Origin of the sequence: Timonella senegalensis JC301 (assembly GCF_000312125.1) — a bacterium.
GTDB classification, from domain to species: domain Bacteria; phylum Actinomycetota; class Actinomycetes; order Actinomycetales; family Cellulomonadaceae; genus Timonella; species Timonella senegalensis.
Window position 1 is genome coordinate 42,400 of the sequence record NZ_HE978644.1, and the last position, 15,333, is coordinate 57,732.

The 15,333-nt window shown below is 57.8% G+C and carries 31 protein-coding genes and 1 tRNA gene; 1 reads left to right on the forward strand and 31 read right to left on the reverse strand.

Features of this window, described 5'->3' with window-relative positions; translation table 11 throughout:
* Positions 1-81: 81 nt before the first annotated feature.
* From HGSM_RS10830 to HGSM_RS10890, 15 genes are all read right to left on the reverse strand, one after another.
* On the reverse strand, positions 82-639 hold the full coding sequence (locus tag HGSM_RS10830; protein WP_019148781.1) for a phage tail tube protein: 558 nt from the start codon (positions 637-639) through the stop codon (positions 82-84).
* 56 nt (positions 640-695) lie between these two features.
* Positions 696-1,046, reverse strand: coding sequence for a hypothetical protein (locus HGSM_RS10835; protein ID WP_040595119.1), 351 nt, complete (start codon positions 1,044-1,046; stop codon positions 696-698).
* 2 nt (positions 1,047-1,048) lie between these two features.
* The gene (locus HGSM_RS10840) at positions 1,049-1,312 is read right to left on the reverse strand and encodes a hypothetical protein (RefSeq protein ID WP_019148783.1); all 264 of its coding nucleotides are present in this window, start codon (positions 1,310-1,312) and stop codon (positions 1,049-1,051) included.
* A 327-nt stretch (positions 1,313-1,639) separates the two neighbouring features.
* Complete coding sequence (locus tag HGSM_RS10845) at positions 1,640-2,023, reverse strand: hypothetical protein (RefSeq protein ID WP_019148784.1); 384 nt, start codon at positions 2,021-2,023, stop codon at positions 1,640-1,642.
* Positions 2,024-2,034: 11 nt separating this feature from the next.
* Positions 2,035-2,181: a DUF7302 family protein gene (locus tag HGSM_RS14445; protein ID WP_154646332.1), complete on the reverse strand. Its 147-nt coding sequence runs from the start codon at positions 2,179-2,181 to the stop codon at positions 2,035-2,037.
* The gene (locus HGSM_RS10850; protein WP_019148785.1) at positions 2,181-3,083 is read right to left on the reverse strand and encodes a phage major capsid family protein; all 903 of its coding nucleotides are present in this window, start codon (positions 3,081-3,083) and stop codon (positions 2,181-2,183) included. Before HGSM_RS10850 ends, HGSM_RS14445 begins: the two co-directional genes overlap by 1 nt.
* Positions 3,084-3,094: 11 nt before the next feature.
* On the reverse strand, positions 3,095-3,547 hold the full coding sequence (locus HGSM_RS13850; protein ID WP_019148786.1) for a hypothetical protein: 453 nt from the start codon (positions 3,545-3,547) through the stop codon (positions 3,095-3,097).
* 95 nt (positions 3,548-3,642) lie between these two features.
* On the reverse strand, positions 3,643-4,392 hold the full coding sequence (locus HGSM_RS10860) for a VG15 protein (protein ID WP_019148787.1): 750 nt from the start codon (positions 4,390-4,392) through the stop codon (positions 3,643-3,645).
* Between the two features lie 10 nt (positions 4,393-4,402).
* On the reverse strand, positions 4,403-5,773 hold the full coding sequence (locus HGSM_RS10865; RefSeq protein ID WP_230197550.1) for a phage portal protein: 1,371 nt from the start codon (positions 5,771-5,773) through the stop codon (positions 4,403-4,405).
* A 5-nt stretch (positions 5,774-5,778) separates the two neighbouring features.
* Positions 5,779-7,254, reverse strand: coding sequence for a hypothetical protein (locus HGSM_RS10870; protein ID WP_081581445.1), 1,476 nt, complete (start codon positions 7,252-7,254; stop codon positions 5,779-5,781).
* Positions 7,205-7,507 carry a hypothetical protein gene (locus HGSM_RS14650; RefSeq protein ID WP_195891397.1) on the reverse strand — a complete coding sequence of 101 codons (303 nt, stop codon included), beginning with the start codon at positions 7,505-7,507 and terminating at the stop codon, positions 7,205-7,207. The genes HGSM_RS10870 and HGSM_RS14650 overlap by 50 nt, the downstream gene beginning before the upstream one ends.
* Positions 7,420-7,938 carry a bifunctional DNA primase/polymerase gene (locus HGSM_RS15085; RefSeq protein ID WP_407635113.1) on the reverse strand — a complete coding sequence of 173 codons (519 nt, stop codon included), beginning with the start codon at positions 7,936-7,938 and terminating at the stop codon, positions 7,420-7,422. The genes HGSM_RS14650 and HGSM_RS15085 overlap by 88 nt, the downstream gene beginning before the upstream one ends.
* 268 nt (positions 7,939-8,206) lie before the next feature.
* Positions 8,207-8,530 carry an HNH endonuclease gene (locus HGSM_RS14170; protein ID WP_081581446.1) on the reverse strand — a complete coding sequence of 108 codons (324 nt, stop codon included), beginning with the start codon at positions 8,528-8,530 and terminating at the stop codon, positions 8,207-8,209.
* A 319-nt stretch (positions 8,531-8,849) separates the two neighbouring features.
* Positions 8,850-8,924 (reverse strand) — tRNA-OTHER (locus tag HGSM_RS10885).
* Between the two features lie 160 nt (positions 8,925-9,084).
* Positions 9,085-9,603, reverse strand: coding sequence for a hypothetical protein (locus tag HGSM_RS10890; RefSeq protein WP_019148792.1), 519 nt, complete (start codon positions 9,601-9,603; stop codon positions 9,085-9,087).
* Between the two features lie 55 nt (positions 9,604-9,658).
* Between HGSM_RS10890 and HGSM_RS14450 the strand changes: the two genes are divergently transcribed.
* Entirely contained in the window at positions 9,659-9,805 is a 147-nt protein-coding gene (locus HGSM_RS14450) for a hypothetical protein (RefSeq protein ID WP_154646333.1), read from the forward strand.
* Between the two features lie 25 nt (positions 9,806-9,830).
* Here the strand turns inward: HGSM_RS14450 and HGSM_RS10895 are convergent, their stop codons facing one another.
* From HGSM_RS10895 to HGSM_RS10960, 16 genes are all read right to left on the reverse strand, one after another.
* Entirely contained in the window at positions 9,831-10,034 is a 204-nt protein-coding gene (locus HGSM_RS10895) for a hypothetical protein (RefSeq protein ID WP_019148794.1), read from the reverse strand.
* 205 nt (positions 10,035-10,239) lie between these two features.
* A complete protein-coding gene (locus tag HGSM_RS14455) occupies positions 10,240-10,386 on the reverse strand; it encodes a hypothetical protein (protein WP_154646334.1) in 147 nt (48 codons plus the stop codon).
* The gene (locus tag HGSM_RS10900) at positions 10,383-10,658 is read right to left on the reverse strand and encodes a hypothetical protein (protein ID WP_019148795.1); all 276 of its coding nucleotides are present in this window, start codon (positions 10,656-10,658) and stop codon (positions 10,383-10,385) included. Before HGSM_RS10900 ends, HGSM_RS14455 begins: the two co-directional genes overlap by 4 nt.
* Positions 10,655-10,969, reverse strand: a complete 315-nt coding sequence (locus tag HGSM_RS10905) for a DUF4326 domain-containing protein (protein ID WP_019148796.1) — start codon at positions 10,967-10,969, stop codon at positions 10,655-10,657. The genes HGSM_RS10900 and HGSM_RS10905 overlap by 4 nt, the downstream gene beginning before the upstream one ends.
* The gene (locus HGSM_RS10910; protein WP_019148797.1) at positions 10,966-11,184 is read right to left on the reverse strand and encodes a hypothetical protein; all 219 of its coding nucleotides are present in this window, start codon (positions 11,182-11,184) and stop codon (positions 10,966-10,968) included. The genes HGSM_RS10905 and HGSM_RS10910 overlap by 4 nt, the downstream gene beginning before the upstream one ends.
* Positions 11,185-11,329: 145 nt before the next feature.
* Positions 11,330-11,605: a hypothetical protein gene (locus HGSM_RS10915; RefSeq protein WP_019148799.1), complete on the reverse strand. Its 276-nt coding sequence runs from the start codon at positions 11,603-11,605 to the stop codon at positions 11,330-11,332.
* Positions 11,602-11,832, reverse strand: a complete 231-nt coding sequence (locus HGSM_RS10920; protein ID WP_019148800.1) for a hypothetical protein — start codon at positions 11,830-11,832, stop codon at positions 11,602-11,604. Before HGSM_RS10920 ends, HGSM_RS10915 begins: the two co-directional genes overlap by 4 nt.
* Complete coding sequence (locus tag HGSM_RS14965) at positions 11,829-11,963, reverse strand: hypothetical protein (RefSeq protein WP_268257800.1); 135 nt, start codon at positions 11,961-11,963, stop codon at positions 11,829-11,831. The genes HGSM_RS10920 and HGSM_RS14965 overlap by 4 nt, the downstream gene beginning before the upstream one ends.
* Before the next feature lie 196 nt (positions 11,964-12,159).
* Positions 12,160-12,441 carry a hypothetical protein gene (locus tag HGSM_RS10930; RefSeq protein ID WP_019148801.1) on the reverse strand — a complete coding sequence of 94 codons (282 nt, stop codon included), beginning with the start codon at positions 12,439-12,441 and terminating at the stop codon, positions 12,160-12,162.
* Positions 12,438-12,677 (reverse strand): hypothetical protein, encoded by a 240-nt coding sequence (locus HGSM_RS10935; protein WP_019148802.1) that lies wholly within the window; start codon positions 12,675-12,677, stop codon positions 12,438-12,440. Before HGSM_RS10935 ends, HGSM_RS10930 begins: the two co-directional genes overlap by 4 nt.
* An 80-nt stretch (positions 12,678-12,757) precedes the next feature.
* Positions 12,758-13,195 (reverse strand): hypothetical protein, encoded by a 438-nt coding sequence (locus tag HGSM_RS10940; RefSeq protein ID WP_019148803.1) that lies wholly within the window; start codon positions 13,193-13,195, stop codon positions 12,758-12,760.
* Positions 13,192-13,683 carry a hypothetical protein gene (locus HGSM_RS14460; protein WP_154646335.1) on the reverse strand — a complete coding sequence of 164 codons (492 nt, stop codon included), beginning with the start codon at positions 13,681-13,683 and terminating at the stop codon, positions 13,192-13,194. Before HGSM_RS14460 ends, HGSM_RS10940 begins: the two co-directional genes overlap by 4 nt.
* Positions 13,684-14,224: 541 nt before the next feature.
* On the reverse strand, positions 14,225-14,380 hold the full coding sequence (locus HGSM_RS14465; RefSeq protein ID WP_019148805.1) for a hypothetical protein: 156 nt from the start codon (positions 14,378-14,380) through the stop codon (positions 14,225-14,227).
* 71 nt (positions 14,381-14,451) lie between these two features.
* The gene (locus HGSM_RS14865) at positions 14,452-14,673 is read right to left on the reverse strand and encodes a RusA family crossover junction endodeoxyribonuclease (RefSeq protein ID WP_230197539.1); all 222 of its coding nucleotides are present in this window, start codon (positions 14,671-14,673) and stop codon (positions 14,452-14,454) included.
* A 136-nt stretch (positions 14,674-14,809) separates the two neighbouring features.
* Positions 14,810-15,106 (reverse strand): DUF6378 domain-containing protein, encoded by a 297-nt coding sequence (locus HGSM_RS10955; protein ID WP_019148807.1) that lies wholly within the window; start codon positions 15,104-15,106, stop codon positions 14,810-14,812.
* On the reverse strand, positions 15,099-15,284 hold the full coding sequence (locus tag HGSM_RS10960) for a hypothetical protein (RefSeq protein WP_019148808.1): 186 nt from the start codon (positions 15,282-15,284) through the stop codon (positions 15,099-15,101). Before HGSM_RS10960 ends, HGSM_RS10955 begins: the two co-directional genes overlap by 8 nt.
* Positions 15,285-15,333 lie beyond the last annotated feature (49 nt).

Here is a 15,333-nt window from a genome sequence, read left to right on the forward strand (position 1 = left end):
CGCAACAAAACAAAATGAAGGGTGGCGTGGCGGGCGCGGCTTCCAATAGCCACGCCACCCTAGAATGTGATCGCCCCTAAATCAGGGAGCGACGATCTCCGCGATGTACTCGTACACCGTGTTACCTGCAGCATCCGGGTAGGTCGTCAAAGTGACTGGGTAACCGATAGGCTCACCATCCACGTACACAACCTCGCCCACCTCAGTGATCTGACCCGAAGGCACGACAATGCGCTTCACCTTGTTGCCAGTCAGAAGAATCTCAAAAACGTAGGCGCGACGAGGCAGCGCCTTACCGTTGTGGAGCACTGTCAGCGCCGTGCCAGTCTTCGAAACATTCGCCTGACCGTAAACTTCCTTCAACACGAGCTCGTTCGTCTCAATGAAAGTCCACGCAAAAGTCTCAGTGCGAGAAGTCGTCACAGTAAGAACCGTGTCGCCACCCCACGCAGTGATGTTTGTGGAATCGACTTCAATCCCATTCGTCAGACCTTCATCCGACACGTAACCAAGCCCAACGAAATCGACAGGCAGCGCAGCCGTAGCATTCACGGGAAGAGTCGCAGTAGTCGGACCAGAGAAGATACCGCCAGCAGCGGTAGGCTTGCCGACAGAAACGTTTGCAGAGCTATTAGCCATTGAGGCCGTCCCTTCAAAAGCGCCGCGCCCTTAAAGAGAGAAGATCCAAACCCGCATCAGCCGTGAGTAACAATCTCCACGGTCATTTGATAGCGGGCACTTCCCGACGATGGATCAGGGAAGTTGTAGATAGAAGAAATGGCCACCCGCCCCACATTGGGGTGGACGACCATTTCTCTAATGATTTCAGCGACCTCAGAAGCAAGCTCTGATGCCTTATGTCGAGTGTCAGACCAGCATTGGACGGCCAGCCGGGGATGGTCCAAGTGCAGTTCCCGTGGGCCGCCTACGCGCTCCACAGTCACAAACGCTTTCGGGCGCGTTGCTGGAACGTCAGCGGACGCAAACCCGACACCCTTCACGCGGTTCAACTCGGCGATAACAAGAGGCTCAGCATTGACAGTCACGCTCACCTCCCCGCGTCAAGAGAAGACAAGAGAACGTTCTGTTTAGCGTTCGCTCGACGAGACACAACATCCGACGTGCGAACCATCGCATGAGCACGGTTCTTACCCGACTGCACGTCCGCAACAAACCCTTCACCGTCACCGATGAAACTATTCGCCACAGCCTGAACAGCCTGAGCGCGAGCCAGCAAATCAGCCTGCACACCAGGGGAGTTCAAGATCGCTTGAGCGCCCGCACTATTCATCTTCACGCGCACCTTAGCCATCAGCGCCTTCCAACTCCACAGGCATATTCCACGGTGTTGGCGTATTGCCAGGCGTGTACGGTTTCGGATCACCAACCACAGGGCGACGATCCTCACCACGCACAGACACCTCAAAGCCCTTCAACGAGCCACTCCACGTTTTAGGGAAGTGAAGAGTCCACGCAACCCGCTTACCATCCGGGCGTGTAGACCCCTCAACATCCCCACGAGGGCCAGGGGATACCAGCACATTCTCAACCGTTACCGGCACCCACGTTTCCGTCGGGGCACCGAAAGGATCAGGAGGACCCGCAACCGGAGACCACACAACCACCGTTTCCCCGCGGATCATGAATGCCCCGCAAGAAGATCGATCGTGAAAGCCTTCTGCCGCCCGCCACCCAAGGCTTTCTTCTCCTGACCAGTCAGATAGAAGTCACCATGCGGGTTAATCGCCTTACGCGTCTCCTGATACGGCCCCGCGCCCTGCTGCATCGACTCCACACCGATCAGTTCAGGGTCGGTCTCCATCGAACGCCGAACGACAGCACACACGATCCTGCGCCGAGTGCCAACAGCAGCCATTACAGCACTCGGCGCAACATCGAGAATGTACTGGGATGCGTCCTCCAAGAGAACCTCAGCGAACGCATCCCCACCAACAGGAAAGTCAGGCCAACGTGCCTTCAGCTCGTCAACGGTTGCAAAAGGAAAAGGAACAACGTCAGCCATAACCCCTCCTGCTACTCAGACTTCTTAGGACGCCCGCGAACCGGCTTCTCTGGCGCGGCACTCTCTGGACGCTTCCACCCAGAAACAGAAAGACGCTCCGCCTTCTCAGGCGAAACGTCCACAACCACACCATTCACTGGATCAATAAGAGTGACCATCAGGCCCCCGCAGTGACGATCTTCGTGAAGGCGTTCAGGTCAGCGATACCCCAGCCGTAAACAACCTCGGCACGGAAAGCAACCTGGTTGTTACGCTGCAGGTCACCCTGACCGTCAGGGTCACCGTACTCGATCATCTTGAGTGCGACCTGCTTCTGGATACCCCAGCGGATACCAGAGAAGTCACCAACGAAACCAAGAATGTTCGTTGGCGCAGCCGCGACACCAGTTGCCGAAACAGTGTTCGACACCGACGCGCGGTGACCGTCAAGCTCAGAAACATCGGTTCCGAGAGTGAAGTTCGGGTAGAGCTTCTGCTCGGAGTTGATACCACGCAGAGTGGTAAACGCCGCAGCGAAAGCAGGGTCCACCGCAATGTCGCGAGGCACGTAACCGTCCGCGAGCACAAGCTGGTCGGCAGCGTCGAGGTTCGCGTAAGGCTTGTCGCCAGCCGCGCGAGTTACTGAGTTAGTGGTCGCCGACAGCTTGTCAGTCATGGCCGCAACCGCAGTACCACCCGTCGGGTTGATTCCGTGGAAAACACCGAAGTCCAGCGCACGCGAAAGCGCAGGCTGGATAGCGTCCAGCACCTGCGAGATAACACCAAGCTGGTGGTCCTCGTCAGCCCACTTAACCTCGTCAGTCCAGCGAACAGTCTTCTGGAACTTGAAAGGCTTAACCGTCTTCACGGTTGGAGTGATGGTGGAGCCGCCCTTGTTAGCGCCTTCACCCACGTACTCCGCCTCGCCAATGTCGAAAGTCATGGACTCTCCGACACCGAACTTCATTGGGAGAGCACCCGAGAGCGCCGCGATGGTGGAGCCGTTCTTGACCTTGCCAAGCCAAGGGTCGATCAGTTGAGTTGGGACAGTAATGTCCGAGGTCTTTAGCACATTAGCCATGTGGATTTCTCCTAGTCGTTTCGTCCGAAGAGTTCGCGAATGAACTCTCGTTCTGCGTCATCACCGCCCGCTTCGGGGGTGTCACCTGCCCCGGAAACAACCGGCCCTGCAGGCTTAATGAGTGATTTGAGGGTTTCCGCATGAGCGGCCAATTCCTCGCGAGTGGATCCGCGTAGAACATCTGCGGGCACACCTGACTCCTTGGCAACCTCCGCCACAAGAGCCCTTAGGGCGTTCTGCTTCTCCACTTCGGAGGCAGCCGCCTCCAGTTCGGCAACACGCGCTTCAAGCGTCGTGGCCTTGTCCTTGAAAGTGAGAAGCTCTGCATCCTTCGCCGCCAGCGCAGACTTGTTTTCCTTCGCGCGGCTTTCCCACTTACGAGACTCAGCGACCCAATCGGTTTCCTTCGCCTGTGCAGACTCAGTAACCTCGATGGTTGCGGTGCCAATCTCTACGTCACTCATATGGTTTTCCTTCTTCCCGTGCGGGACAGCCCCTATGACGCCGTGCGGCTAGGGGCAAATGGGCATAAGAAAACCCCTCACCGTTCGGTGAAGGGTTAGTGTTTGTGAACGCCGTCCGTGAAGAGGTCGGGTTCGAGTCGCCGCATCTCCGCGGCAATGTCCTTGAGGTCCCCTGAGCCTGCTTGCTCGCGGGCCTTCAAGTACACGTCATAAAGCGCGTCCGGGTCGTATCCCTCTATGTGGTGCGATTCCGAATCCCACTCGGGCACAACCTGGCAGTCGCAATCATCGTGAAAGTCATCGCCAACACCGCGCCCAATGTCACCTGCAGCAACTTCGGTCGCGTACACGAAACCTCGGCTCGCAAGCATCCCGCAGAAAGCACACGTGGACGGGCCAGAAGGGACACGACCAAACCGAGGCTTAGCCGGGTCCGCCTCAACATTCCGGCGCACAGTTTCCCGAGACGAATACGAGATATGCCGTTGCATAGCGCCCTCGATCTTGGAGAACGCAGCCATCGCATCATCAGTGAACAAGTCGCCGGCAGCCCACCTGACAGACCCCAAAACAGCGTCATCAGGCACCCTGCCACCGACCGTAGCCAAATACGCACCAGACTCCTGCAATGACCTCGTTTCCTCATACCACTCAGCAGCCGCCGCAGCGGCAACCTCGCCATACTCGGACACAAGCGCAGGCACAACTTCCATCAGAAGGTCACGCACCATCTCGGGCCGCGACAAGTCCAGCGAATCGACCAGCTTGCGAAGATCAGCCTTAGCCATCTCCACAAGCCGACGATTCACCGCCACCAGCCTGTTTACATCACTCCTGGTCGTCATTCGCTACCACCTAAGCAGCCGCACCACGATCAGCAAGGACACGATCCAAGATCGACCCAGCGCCAGCCTTACGCCACTCTGCCTGCATCTCGTTAATCTCTTCCTGGGTAAACCCAGCACGACGCAACGCAGTAGTAGTCTCAGCAACCCTTGGTAGAGCAGCCACAACCTTCGTAATGTAGTCAGACGAAGCCTGCGGCGAAACGTAACGGCATGGAGTCCACTTCACGTCCATCTTCCAAGACTCCACAGGCGGCTCAGATAGCCCGTCACGCAGCATCACAACGTTCTGTGCCAGCCTCTTAAGAGGATGCCTGAACACACGCCACTGATACTCGCCAAGGTCACTTAGCCGCGCTTCCGCAGCCTGCATAGCCTCAGCAGAAGCGGGGTTATCCGCAAACAAACCAACGGCAGATGCGGGCAGATCAGTTTCAGAGCAAAAGTTCTGTGCCAACTGCCGGTACTGCTCAAGGTGCGGGCCCATAGTCATCTGCGAGAACTGACCAACCTCTGGCTTCTGGCCCTCCTCATTCAGATCCAACGCAAGGACGCGCGACATGACCGCAGACCACCGGTCAACATCATTAAATGCGTCCTCCTTCGCCCCCAGAACATACCGTTGCGGAGAAGCAAAGAACTCAGCTGAAACCTCAGTGCGAACCAAGTTACGGATACCAGCATCCGTCAGATAACGAACCTCACGCGTAATGCGCGAGTAACCGAACGGACGGCCAATCTGCGGATCATTAACGAACGCCTCAACAAGAACACGTCCAGTCGGGTTCGCCTGCCTCAGCACAACCTTCCACACGCCGAAACGGCGTTCAGCAGTAACAACAGAATCCCGGAAGTACAGCGTTACCGCAGTCGGATTCTTATAGTCATCTGCAGCAGTGATAGCCAATGCCGCTTTAATCTCACGACGGCGCATATCCCACAGTGCAGAAGTCCACTCCGCATCACGTGCCTGGATCACCACATCAGGGTCCCCAGCCGTCGGGTCGCCCTTTGTCGTCGTAATAAATGACACCGCATGCTTGTATGCAGAGTTGATCGCCTGAGGAAGTTCAAGCCCGAAATTGTTCTGCTCAAGCAGCCCGTCAACCTCGAAAGCATCACCCTGACCATTAAGAGCGAAACCTTCGAACTGGTGCTTGCGCGCCAAAGTTCGAACGCCCTTAGCCGGCCAACCCAACGCCGCCCGAACATTCTTCATCTGCGGAGGAATCGAAATCCCCAGATCGTGAAAAGCCCGGTGCCCGTCATAGTAGACCGACAGCAACGCGTTCTTCCCGCGCTTCTTATTCCAAACATCCAGCAAGCTAGAGAATAACTGCTGCTCTTCAATGCTCAGCCCAATGGACCGAACAGGGAACATATCACTCACAGAAGAGTCACCCCCTTCCCTCCGCCCGAAGGCTTACGTTTCGTTTCATGCACGCCCCAGAACGCGAGAGTCACAGCATCCAAGAGCGCGACAGAACCGCCCTCACTCATCGGAGCCCAACCAAACCCGCCATCCTGGCCAATCTTTCGCTTCGCCGCATCCGCCACCTGAACATCAAGTTCTGTCTGCCCAGAATGGGTTACAGCGCCATTCGCCACAGCCTCATAAAACGAGGAATGCGCGGCAGTCACTTGCCCAACATTCGGCGTCCACACCACCCGTGCAGGAACCCCCGCATCACGCAACGCAGACAGCAAGAACCCGACACCCGACTTACCCTCAACAACAATCTGAGAAGCCGTCCGCCACCGCTCAACAAGCCAATCAACAAGCCACCCCGTGCCCTCAGATGACGGAGCCCAACGGATAGCCTCAACATGCGGCACACCAGTAGAAGGCTTCACCGCAGCCGCAAGCGCGACCCCAGAACCATCCACAGCAAACCGCGCAACAAAAACACGCTTCCCGTCACCAGACGGATCAGAATCAACAAGACGCTCCCACTGGCTCACATCAAACGCAGCATTTCCGCGGCCCGCCTGATCCCACCGGCCAAGACGCTCACGACAAAACCCCTCTGGGCTCATCGCGTTCTTCTCGTCCTCGACAGTCGTAATGTTCAAACGAAAACCAAGCGCAGGATTCGTTGCCGCCGCATACTCACGCCAATTCTTGAGAGCCTCCTGCTCATGAGCCTCATCCGGAATCGACCACTCATCCCAAGACAAGCGCTTATCCTTACCCAGCACACCCTCTTTACGAACACGAGAAAACACTTCACCGTTCGAGTTCGGGCCCGGAGGCGTCCCCAAATAAAACTGCTGCGGATCACCAGAAGGTGCCGCAGCAATAGTTGGAAGCAAAGCCTCAAGCTGTTCATCCGTGAGTTCCTGAGCCTCATCGCAAAACAAGTCATCGACCGTATAGCCGCGACCCGAACCACGAGACCTAGCCACAAACTCACACGAACCGCCATTGCGAAGCACAATCGCTTCCTGGCCGTTCGTCTTACGAATCTCCTTCACAAGCTCCGCGAGTTCCGGATACTTCCGCTCATTCTCAAAAAACGAAGCCAAACGAAGGAAAGCCTTACGCGCAGTCTTAACCTCATGCGCAGTATGTAGAATCTTCCGACCCTGCATCACCATCTTGTGCAACTGCACAATCTCAACAGAACCGTTCTTACCGTTCTGACGCGGCACAGCAACACCACAACGGCCAGCCGCAAGACGCCCATCCCTACGCCGCCCCATCCAGCCACGGATTACGTGCTCCTGCCACGGGTCAGGCGTCAGACCATACCCAGCAGCAAGCTCGACCGCTTCCTCAGCATCAGCAAAATCAACTGCCTTTGGATGGAGACTAACCCGCGGTTCTTGCACCCCGAAGTTCACGGCGCTTCTTGAGTTCATCGAGCACCGTTCCCTTCTCAGCAGGCTCTTCTTCCGCTTCAAGCTGCGCAATCTCTGCCGAGAGCGCACGCCACTGCGAAAAAAGAGGCCCCCGCTTGTCAGCAGGTGCCTCTTTTATGGATTCCCACGCCAATTCCTTGGCGCGTTTAAGTTCTTCAAGTCTTGTCAAAATCTGATCACGTCCCCAGTCGTGCGAATGAAACGCTGACGCGAGTAACGCTCCAAATGCACGCCACCAGCGAAACGCCGCCACCCTCTTTCCTCATCCGCTTCGATGAAGATGTGCGCACCGTCGCCGCTCATCGACCGCTCCACAAACAGAATGCGCTCAGGAGTGGAAGCGACAACCTGCCGTATTTGCTCATCCGTTGCGTGATCCACGTCCAGGCAACCTAAACCGTCACCAAGCATGATCCCGAAACCGTCGCCAGCGCCCGACTGCACCGCGGTAAACGAAGCCCAAGTCTCCGGGTCCGTGCATGAAGCAGGGGAGCCGTCTACCTGTATAGGACGTTTACCTTGCGCGCGAACCCATGCCCTGCGGCTAGTGAGCGCCACGGGAAACGGGGAAGCCTGGCTTTCGCGTGACGCACGCTTGCGGCATGTTTGACCGCAGAACCGCTTAGGGCGGCCAGTTGCCGCCAACTCGATCTGCCTCCCACACGATTCACAGGCTTTCATCATGCCCTAAGTCTACCAGAAAACACGCTCTCACCTGCGATTTGTCACGAAACTCTATGTCGGTTCAGAAAAACGCGCTCTAAGCATTCCAGGGATCAAAACACCCCCGCCAAGCGCCAACAGCCGCCACAGCGCACCGCCAAGGCCCGCAAAACCACGCACCAGCAAAACGTCAACAAACCTCGGGGGGATATATCGCTATGCCCCTGGGGGGCGAACTTTTGGGTGGGGGAGGGGGTTGGGGCGCCTGCTTGCTTCGTGTTTCAGGGTTTTACCATTGTATTACTGTTTTGGGTTGCAAACTTTGTGTTTGCTGGCGCTTTCGGTTGGCGAGCTGTTTGCGTCTGCCTGTTTGTCCTCCGCGTTTTTGGTTGCAGCGTCTGCAGATGATGCGGAGGTTGTCGAGTGTGTCTGTGCCGCCTTTGGCCCATTCGATTTTGTGGTCGGGTTCTGCGCTGTTTGGTTGTAGACCTTGTTGGTAGTTGAGTTCGATGTTGCATTCGAGGCAGCGTGTTTGGTTGTTGCGTTGTGCTTGTCTGAGTGCTTGTTGGCGGAGCTTGAGCCATTTGGTGGTGCCGGTGCGGGAGGTGGCCATTGGTTCTCCCTGGGTGTTTGTGTGGGGTGGGTGTGGGGTGGTTGGTGCCCGGTGTTGTTTGGGGTGGTGTGTTGCCTGGTGTGGTTGCCCCTGGTGTTGTTGGGTGTTTGGTGTGGGGTTGGCTTATGTCGGGTGGTGTCGGGTGGGTTGTGTGCCGTGGGGTGGCCTGCCCTTATGTGCCCCGGTCCGGTGTGGGGTGGGGTGTTAATGGGTGTTCCCTCGCTCTGCGCCTTGGCATCGTTGGTTTGGTGGCGGGTGAGGGAATGGTGTGGTGTCACGGTGTGGTGACATGGGGGTGATGTCACGGGTTCGTGACGTGTGGTGGGACTCGCAGGGTTCGAACCTGCATTGCGAGCGCTAAGGCCCCTGACTCTTCCGATTCGTCTAGAGTCCCGTGTGACTGCTTACGGCAGTCAGTCGATGCCCTGTGTGTGGGCATGAAAATAGACCCTGCCGTGTGGCGGGTCTTGAGGGTGTTGGTCGGTTGTGGTTACAGAATGCCGACACTAGAAACTATAGTGCTCGGTGTTCTAGTTTGTCTAGCACAACACGCATTATGCGTTGATTCTTTCGAGTGCTTGGGTGAGTGGGTAGCCGGCTGGGGTTTTGGTGAGGTGGCCTTCTGTTGCCCAGCGTCGGAGTGTGCCTTGGGGTTTGGGGTGTCCGAGCGTGTTGAGTACCCAGGCGAGTTCTTCGATGGTGGTGCAGTGGTGGCCGGCGCATTGTTCGATGGTGAGTCGTGCGGCGGTGATGTGTGCTGGGAGCCATTGGTGGGCTTGGTTGTGGATAGTCCAGGTGTCGGTTTGTAGGTCGAGTTGGTCTGCGGGTCCGAGGTTGTTGTAGAGCTCGGTGACGCTGGTGGGCATGGTGGTGATGGTGTGGCCCCATTTCGCGGCGAGGCGGTCGGTCATTTCGGTCCATGAGAGTGCGGTGAGGTTGACGGGGGTTTTGCGTGGGTCGCTGGGCGCGTGTGGCATCCCGTCGGCGGGGGTGTTGCTTTTTTCGATGGAGGTTTTGGCGTATGGGTAGGCTTCGTGGATGGTTTGCCACATGGCGGCGAGTTCTGCGGTCATTGGTGCTCCTTGGGGTATGCGTAAGCCCGCACTGGGGCGGGCTAGGGTGTGGGGTATGGATATTGTGGTGATGGTTGAGACGGGTTCTGGGTCGGTTGAGCGGACGTACACCGGCGCTGATTATGTGAGTGCGAAGGCTGCGGCGGAGGCGTCGCTTGTTGAGGGTGAGCGCCTCCTTTGGATTAAGACCGACCGGGCATGAGAAGGCCCGCCTTGTTGGGGCGGGCCTAGTTGATTTCGTCTACGAGCTGTTCGTAGGTTTTCTCGATGTGGTGGCCGGTTCGTGCGACTTCTCGAAAGGCGCCGACTTTGGTGTGGCATTGGTCGAACATTGGGCGCCATGCTCCGGTGTTGTCTGCGGCAATGATTCGGTTGCCTTGGGTGACGATGTAGTGCCAGGTGTCGCGGTCTTTCCAGACTTTGCCTTTCATGGTTAGTTCTCCGTGGCCGGGTTGTTGGTTTCGGGTATGGGTGGTGTCCATCCGGCGGCGATGATCGCGTCGGCGATGCGGTCTGGCGGCAGAGCATGTAACGGCCACGGGCACTCTGAGCACGAGCCGTCTGCGCGACTATGGGTACTTTCGGGTGCGTGCTGTGGGCTGTTTAGGATTTCCACGAGTTGTTCGCGTGGTGTGATCACTGTTTGCGTCCTTTCCACCAGCGCTTGATGGGGTTGGGTTCATAGTTGGGGCAGGCGGATGTGTGAAGGCAGGTGCAGTCATATCCGCCGCGTGCGAGCTCGGGGCAGTTGCCGCAGCAGTGGTCGGGGCGTGGCGTGCTCATGGTTGTTCCTTTCCTCGTGCTAGGCGTGCATAATCGCGGGCAGTGATATTGGAGATCACGTCGAACTCGTCAAACTCCATGACGATCCGGGCCTCAATCTCCCGTGCCACTTGTTCCCTGATCTGCCGTTCGAGTGCGGGCAGTGCAGCAGTGAGGCCTTCTGTGAACATGTCACGAATCTGGCTGCTGAGTTCGATGCTCTGGTCGTTTTCGCATAGCCAGTAGTCGATTGCTGCCGCACCCGCGTTAACGGCTTCTGCTGGGATAGTCATGCTGTCTCCTGGTTGGCGAGTTCGAGTAGTACGTCTGCGTGGCATGGCTGGTCGAGCGGGCACCAGCAGGCGAGGTTTTTCCCTGCAAGCTCGGCACGGATTGCGTCATGCGTGGGCATTGGCCCGTCGCACGAATACCATTCGGTTCGGCGCTGCCCTCCGACTACGCGGCGGTACCAATCAGCGGATAGCGCCCGCGTTTCAAGGGCTTTCGGGTTTCCCCACCTACTGCCACGCCCCACGTAGATGGTGTTTTCGGGCATGCGCCAGCCTTTGGTGCGGCGGCGCTGGACACGTTGCGGGGCGATCATGCTTCCTCCTGGTAGGGGTTGGGAGTGTCCACCGCGTATCCGAGGATGAGCCTGGACGCAAGGACGGCTCCCGCCCATGCACCGTGTTTTGTGCTGCTCGTTGCAGAGACGTCGCCTTCTGGTAGGTGGAAAGTGACGGTGAAGCGGTTCTTGCGGTTGAGCGTTCCAGAGATCCAGTTGCGCGTTAGGGACCAGTCAATGTCATAGCGGCTCATGCTTCCTCGCCTTTCTGCTCCCCGGCGAGGTATCGGCCACGTGAACCGCATCCGGGACAATTGCCGGTGTAGCCGTACTCAAAAGTGTTCACGAAACATCCCGAGACACTGTCGCAGTACAGCATGTCGAAACAAGGTTCCTTGCTCATGCTTCCTCCTTGAGTTGTTGTGCGCGGGCACGGAGCCATTCTGGGAAGTACACGTCATCGAGGTCTCCCGGCCCCATGACGGTAGGCCCGAACTGTGCCCACACGTCGTCGGCGGCTTCTTCGAGTGCTTGGGCTTTCACTTCCCGGTCGTGCTCGGCCAGCCAACGGTCGAACTCCTGCGCACGCGACCGTAGTCGTTTCGCGTAGAAGCCTTCACCGTTTCGGTGCGTGTACCACTCGCGCACTTGCTTGGTGGTGGGCGTGTAGTTCATGTGGGGTCTCCTTTACGGGTGAGTCCTGATCTGGTAGGTGTGTCTGCGCGTGAGTTGGGTTCTATGTCGCTGGACGCGACAAGTTGTGCTGCGTCTTCGCAGTCGTCTGCGATCTTTTCTAGCGTTTCCATGAGGTTTTGAGCCTTTTCGATGGCGGGGGAGAGTTCTTCAAGGACTCTTAGTGCTTCGTTTCGCAGCGTGTACAGGTAGTCGCTTGGGGAAATCATGCTTCCTCCTTGAACTTGGGTGTTGGGGTCTGGTGTTGTGCGCGTGCGGTTTCTCGGATTCCTAGAGCGGCGGAAATCTCGCTGCTCGTGTAGGTGCCGCTCGGTATTTTCTTGAGTATTGATCTCGCCATGATTTGAATGCCGGTTGAGTGTCCGTCGTTAATCCAGCATGCGGGGTCATCTTCTGGGGTCAAGACCAAGCGTGCGCAGGGCGTGTGTGCTGCTGTGACCCCGTTCCGACTGCGTATTGTGAGCCACCAGCTTTCGTCTCCGAATGATGCCGTGTTGGCGTACTCGAATGGTGATTTTCGACTGAAGCCGATCATGTTAACCAAGGCTGGCTCCTTGTTCCTTGATTCGTTGCGCGCGGTCGCGGAGCCAGTCCGTGAGTTTCGCGCCTTTCGTGTGGTCGTTCCAGCCTTCGCGCACTGTCACGCCTGAGTCACCGTGCCAGAGGACACCCGCCCGGCTTAAGAACTCAGCGGCTTCTTCGAGTGCTTGGGCTTTGGCTTTGCGGATTTCTTCCGCGTGCCAGCGGTCGAAGTCTCGGTATGTCTGCGCATACGCGTACACATCGCGCACTTGCTTGGTGGTGGGCGTGTAGTTCATGTGGGGTCTCCTAGCTTGAGGGCTTCGTTGATGGCTTGCCACTGTGGTTCGTAGGTGTCTCCGTCGGCGTATTCCAAGAACGCAATCATGTTTGCGATGCGTTGTTGCTGGGCGAGGGCTAGGGTCGCTTGGGCTTGTGCCATTGCCACGCAGAGGTTTGCGCGGTTGATGTCGCCCTTGTGGTGTTCCGCGGGGGCGTCTTCCAGCCATTCGATGGCTTCTTGTGCGTGGTTCATGTTGGGTCTCCTTGAAACGTAGAAAGCGCCCTGTGGGGCGCTTGTGTGGGTGTGGATGGGTTTCTTATGCTTGACGGGGTTTACGGGCGCGGGGGAGGCGCTATTGTGACGTTTCGGGCCACTGTGGGCAGTTCGGCGCGCACCACTTGCATGTGGTGGTCCGCGTACCGGTCCGCCTCCGCATGCGGCATGCCGTTCCCGATCGCGTAGGCGCGGAGTTTCGTCCACCGCTTCTCACGCGCAGGGTCACCTTCAAGCTCCGATGGTGGTTGAGGTGATGGTGCGCCTTGCAAGCGTTGGCGGCGGATCTGCTCGACGTGCTTGCGAATGTCACCGGGTGTCATGGCTTTCTCGGTGGATGCGCGTGTGCGTGCGATCTCGCGTGCTGCCTGGAAGGCGATAGCGCCGTCCACGTCATCGAGTGCGTCAGCCCATGCGTCGGCTTGTCCTTCCATGGCCCATAGGTTGCCGGTGCGGTTCAGGTACGTGACGATGTCGGACGCTTCGAGTTTGTTCACGGGTTGATCTCCAATCTGGGTTGCTGGTTCATTTCTTCGAGGATGCGGGCGCGTTCCTGCTTGAGTAGGTCGCCTTGCCTGTCGATGGAAGGACGAGAAAACCCGCCACCGTTTGGTGTGCGGGTTCGGTTGTCGCGGTCTGCGTATTCGCGGGCGTTGGTGAGCCAGCGTGTGAAGGCTGCGTTCCAGTTTTTTGCTAGGCGTGCTTTTTCTTCGGCGTGGGCCCGGAACTTGATTGCTTCACGGTTGAGGTCTAGCCCGTATTCGTGGGCGCGTTCTTCGTGTTCTAGGGTGGGTGTCCAGTCGGCGGGTAGGGGTCTGTTTATCTGCTTGGGCTGCCTATCTATAGAAGTATCTTTAGATACTTGGTCGGGTCGGGTCGGGTCGGGGTTACGAACATTTTCGTACCCGTTCGGATTTGTTCGCCCGAACAGCCCCTCAGTATCGGCTTGTTCTAGCGGTTCTTGCTTTTTACGTGAGGCGCGCATGGCCCTCATGCGAGCCTTACTCGCGTCTCGTTCGGCCTCTACGTGAGCCTTACTCGGCTGGTACGTAAGCCACGCGTGGAACTCATACGCGCCTTGCGTGCGTGTCCAAAGGCCCGCATCCACTAAAGCTTGAGCGGTCTTTTCGGTCGCTCCCCACGCCTTCAACATGTAGTCGGGGATGTGCCCGTCGGTGAGTTCGGACGCGGACCAAGACCCGGCGATGGTCCATAGTCCGATGGCTGCGAACCGGTATCTGGAGGGGATGGACAAGATTTTTCGGGATGAGTGGAAAGTGTCATCGACCTTGAACCAGGCCATTACGGGGTGTCCTTTCTTGCTTGTGCTTGCGCGTAGGCGATTGCTTCGGCGAAGGTGGGGAACTCGGGGCCGGACAGGCAGCGTGGGCCGTCGACGTGCCAGATGTCTCTGCAGCGTGACCGCCAAACACTGTGGACGTGGTGCTGACGCATGTATCCCCATCCGTATTGGATTGAGAAAATCGTGGGCGGCTTCGGACGGTCTGTGCGTTCCCATGCTGTGGTCATAGTCCGAGTGCCTCTCGTAGGTCGAGGTTGCCGGTCCGTTCGAGGAGTGCGAGCGCTCGGGCTTTCTCCTCGTCACTGTTCGGCTGGTGCAAGAACAAGGTGTTCGTTACGGGGACGGTCGCCGGTTTCGTCTGGTCATACAAAGTAGTCATCGCGGTTCCTTTGTGAGTGGGTGGTTTGTTGTGGGTTCACCAAACGCACCCCCGTGTGGGGGTGTGTAAGGTCAGCCCGCAAGTTCGGGGTGAGTGATTTCGAGGCACACATAGACGTGGCCGCGTTCGATGGTGTAGTCGAGGATGCGGTGGTCTGGGCCTTGAATGATCCGTGAGTTGTCGTCGTCCCATACGCCTGCATCGACTAGGCCGTCCATGAGTGCTTTGATGGTGGGCCACCAGTTCGGGGCGTCCCTGCGTCGCCGGTCTGGGAATGCCAGCCACGCGATCACACGACATGGTTGGGGACCACGAAGGCCCTGAGCTTCACTCTTGGCGAGTGTGCGCTGGGCCTTCGTTTTCTTAGCTTTCACTTGCGGATGCAAGCGTTGATTCGAGGTGAGGACAAGATCGCGGTGAATCAGGAAATCAATCTTCATTCAAGGCAATCTCCCCAGTGAGTGCGATGTAGCCTGCCGCGTCTACGTAGGAGTCGCGGTGGTTTGGTGCTGTGATCGCGCGTGCCACTTTTAACTCGAGGAGGCATAAACCTACTTGGGTTGCGGTGACTGGTGTTCCGAGTACGACTGTCCAGAGCGCTGCGACCCTGGCGAAGTTCTCGGCGGCGCTCCCGTAAGTTTCTGCGCGGTCACCGTTGATGAGTGTTTCCGCTTCCACAAGAAGTTCATCGCGGGTTATGTGGCGCGGTTTCGGATAGTCAGCCATCGGTTGCCTCCTTGAGCATTCCGGCCTCATGCAGAGCGATGACTGCTGGGCCTACGTGGTTCTTCCACAAGTGCTTTTGGATTGGGGTGAACTCTTCCCACGGCTCCGAGTATTGGCCGCGCTCCGCCTCGTAGACCGCACGGGTAGCGATCTCGACGGCAGTGGTCAGGTCAGCCATTCTTTGCCTCCTTGTCTGACTCGGCCAGGAATGGCCCGAACTCGGGTTT

Excerpts from the sequence above, each read along its gene's own strand:
- HGSM_RS10830 (WP_019148781.1), bottom strand. The coding sequence starts at position 639 with ATGGCTAATAGCTCTGCAAACGTTTCTGTCGGCAAGCCTACCGCTGCT.
- HGSM_RS10840 (WP_019148783.1), bottom strand. The coding sequence starts at position 1,312 with ATGGCTAAGGTGCGCGTGAAGATGAATAGTGCGGGCGCTCAAGCGATC.
- HGSM_RS10845 (WP_019148784.1), bottom strand. The coding sequence starts at position 2,023 with ATGGCTGACGTTGTTCCTTTTCCTTTTGCAACCGTTGACGAGCTGAAG.
- HGSM_RS14445 (WP_154646332.1), bottom strand. The coding sequence starts at position 2,181 with ATGGTCACTCTTATTGATCCAGTGAATGGTGTGGTTGTGGACGTTTCG.
- HGSM_RS10850 (WP_019148785.1), bottom strand. The coding sequence starts at position 3,083 with ATGGCTAATGTGCTAAAGACCTCGGACATTACTGTCCCAACTCAACTG.
- HGSM_RS13850 (WP_019148786.1), bottom strand. The coding sequence starts at position 3,547 with ATGAGTGACGTAGAGATTGGCACCGCAACCATCGAGGTTACTGAGTCT.
- HGSM_RS10860 (WP_019148787.1), bottom strand. The coding sequence starts at position 4,392 with ATGACGACCAGGAGTGATGTAAACAGGCTGGTGGCGGTGAATCGTCGG.
- HGSM_RS10865 (WP_230197550.1), bottom strand. The coding sequence starts at position 5,773 with ATGTTCCCTGTTCGGTCCATTGGGCTGAGCATTGAAGAGCAGCAGTTA.
- HGSM_RS10870 (WP_081581445.1), bottom strand. The coding sequence starts at position 7,254 with ATGAACTCAAGAAGCGCCGTGAACTTCGGGGTGCAAGAACCGCGGGTT.
- HGSM_RS15085 (WP_407635113.1), bottom strand. The coding sequence starts at position 7,938 with ATGATGAAAGCCTGTGAATCGTGTGGGAGGCAGATCGAGTTGGCGGCA.
- HGSM_RS14170 (WP_081581446.1), bottom strand. The coding sequence starts at position 8,530 with ATGGCCACCTCCCGCACCGGCACCACCAAATGGCTCAAGCTCCGCCAA.
- HGSM_RS10890 (WP_019148792.1), bottom strand. The coding sequence starts at position 9,603 with ATGACCGCAGAACTCGCCGCCATGTGGCAAACCATCCACGAAGCCTAC.
- HGSM_RS14450 (WP_154646333.1), top strand. The coding sequence starts at position 9,659 with ATGGATATTGTGGTGATGGTTGAGACGGGTTCTGGGTCGGTTGAGCGG.
- HGSM_RS10895 (WP_019148794.1), bottom strand. The coding sequence starts at position 10,034 with ATGAAAGGCAAAGTCTGGAAAGACCGCGACACCTGGCACTACATCGTC.
- HGSM_RS14455 (WP_154646334.1), bottom strand. The coding sequence starts at position 10,386 with ATGAGCACGCCACGCCCCGACCACTGCTGCGGCAACTGCCCCGAGCTC.
- HGSM_RS10900 (WP_019148795.1), bottom strand. The coding sequence starts at position 10,658 with ATGACTATCCCAGCAGAAGCCGTTAACGCGGGTGCGGCAGCAATCGAC.
- HGSM_RS10905 (WP_019148796.1), bottom strand. The coding sequence starts at position 10,969 with ATGATCGCCCCGCAACGTGTCCAGCGCCGCCGCACCAAAGGCTGGCGC.
- HGSM_RS10910 (WP_019148797.1), bottom strand. The coding sequence starts at position 11,184 with ATGAGCCGCTATGACATTGACTGGTCCCTAACGCGCAACTGGATCTCT.
- HGSM_RS10915 (WP_019148799.1), bottom strand. The coding sequence starts at position 11,605 with ATGAACTACACGCCCACCACCAAGCAAGTGCGCGAGTGGTACACGCAC.
- HGSM_RS10920 (WP_019148800.1), bottom strand. The coding sequence starts at position 11,832 with ATGATTTCCCCAAGCGACTACCTGTACACGCTGCGAAACGAAGCACTA.
- HGSM_RS14965 (WP_268257800.1), bottom strand. The coding sequence starts at position 11,963 with ATGGCGAGATCAATACTCAAGAAAATACCGAGCGGCACCTACACGAGC.
- HGSM_RS10930 (WP_019148801.1), bottom strand. The coding sequence starts at position 12,441 with ATGAACTACACGCCCACCACCAAGCAAGTGCGCGATGTGTACGCGTAT.
- HGSM_RS10935 (WP_019148802.1), bottom strand. The coding sequence starts at position 12,677 with ATGAACCACGCACAAGAAGCCATCGAATGGCTGGAAGACGCCCCCGCG.
- HGSM_RS14460 (WP_154646335.1), bottom strand. The coding sequence starts at position 13,683 with ATGCGCGCCTCACGTAAAAAGCAAGAACCGCTAGAACAAGCCGATACT.
- HGSM_RS14465 (WP_019148805.1), bottom strand. The coding sequence starts at position 14,380 with ATGACTACTTTGTATGACCAGACGAAACCGGCGACCGTCCCCGTAACG.
- HGSM_RS10955 (WP_019148807.1), bottom strand. The coding sequence starts at position 15,106 with ATGGCTGACTATCCGAAACCGCGCCACATAACCCGCGATGAACTTCTT.
- HGSM_RS10960 (WP_019148808.1), bottom strand. The coding sequence starts at position 15,284 with ATGGCTGACCTGACCACTGCCGTCGAGATCGCTACCCGTGCGGTCTAC.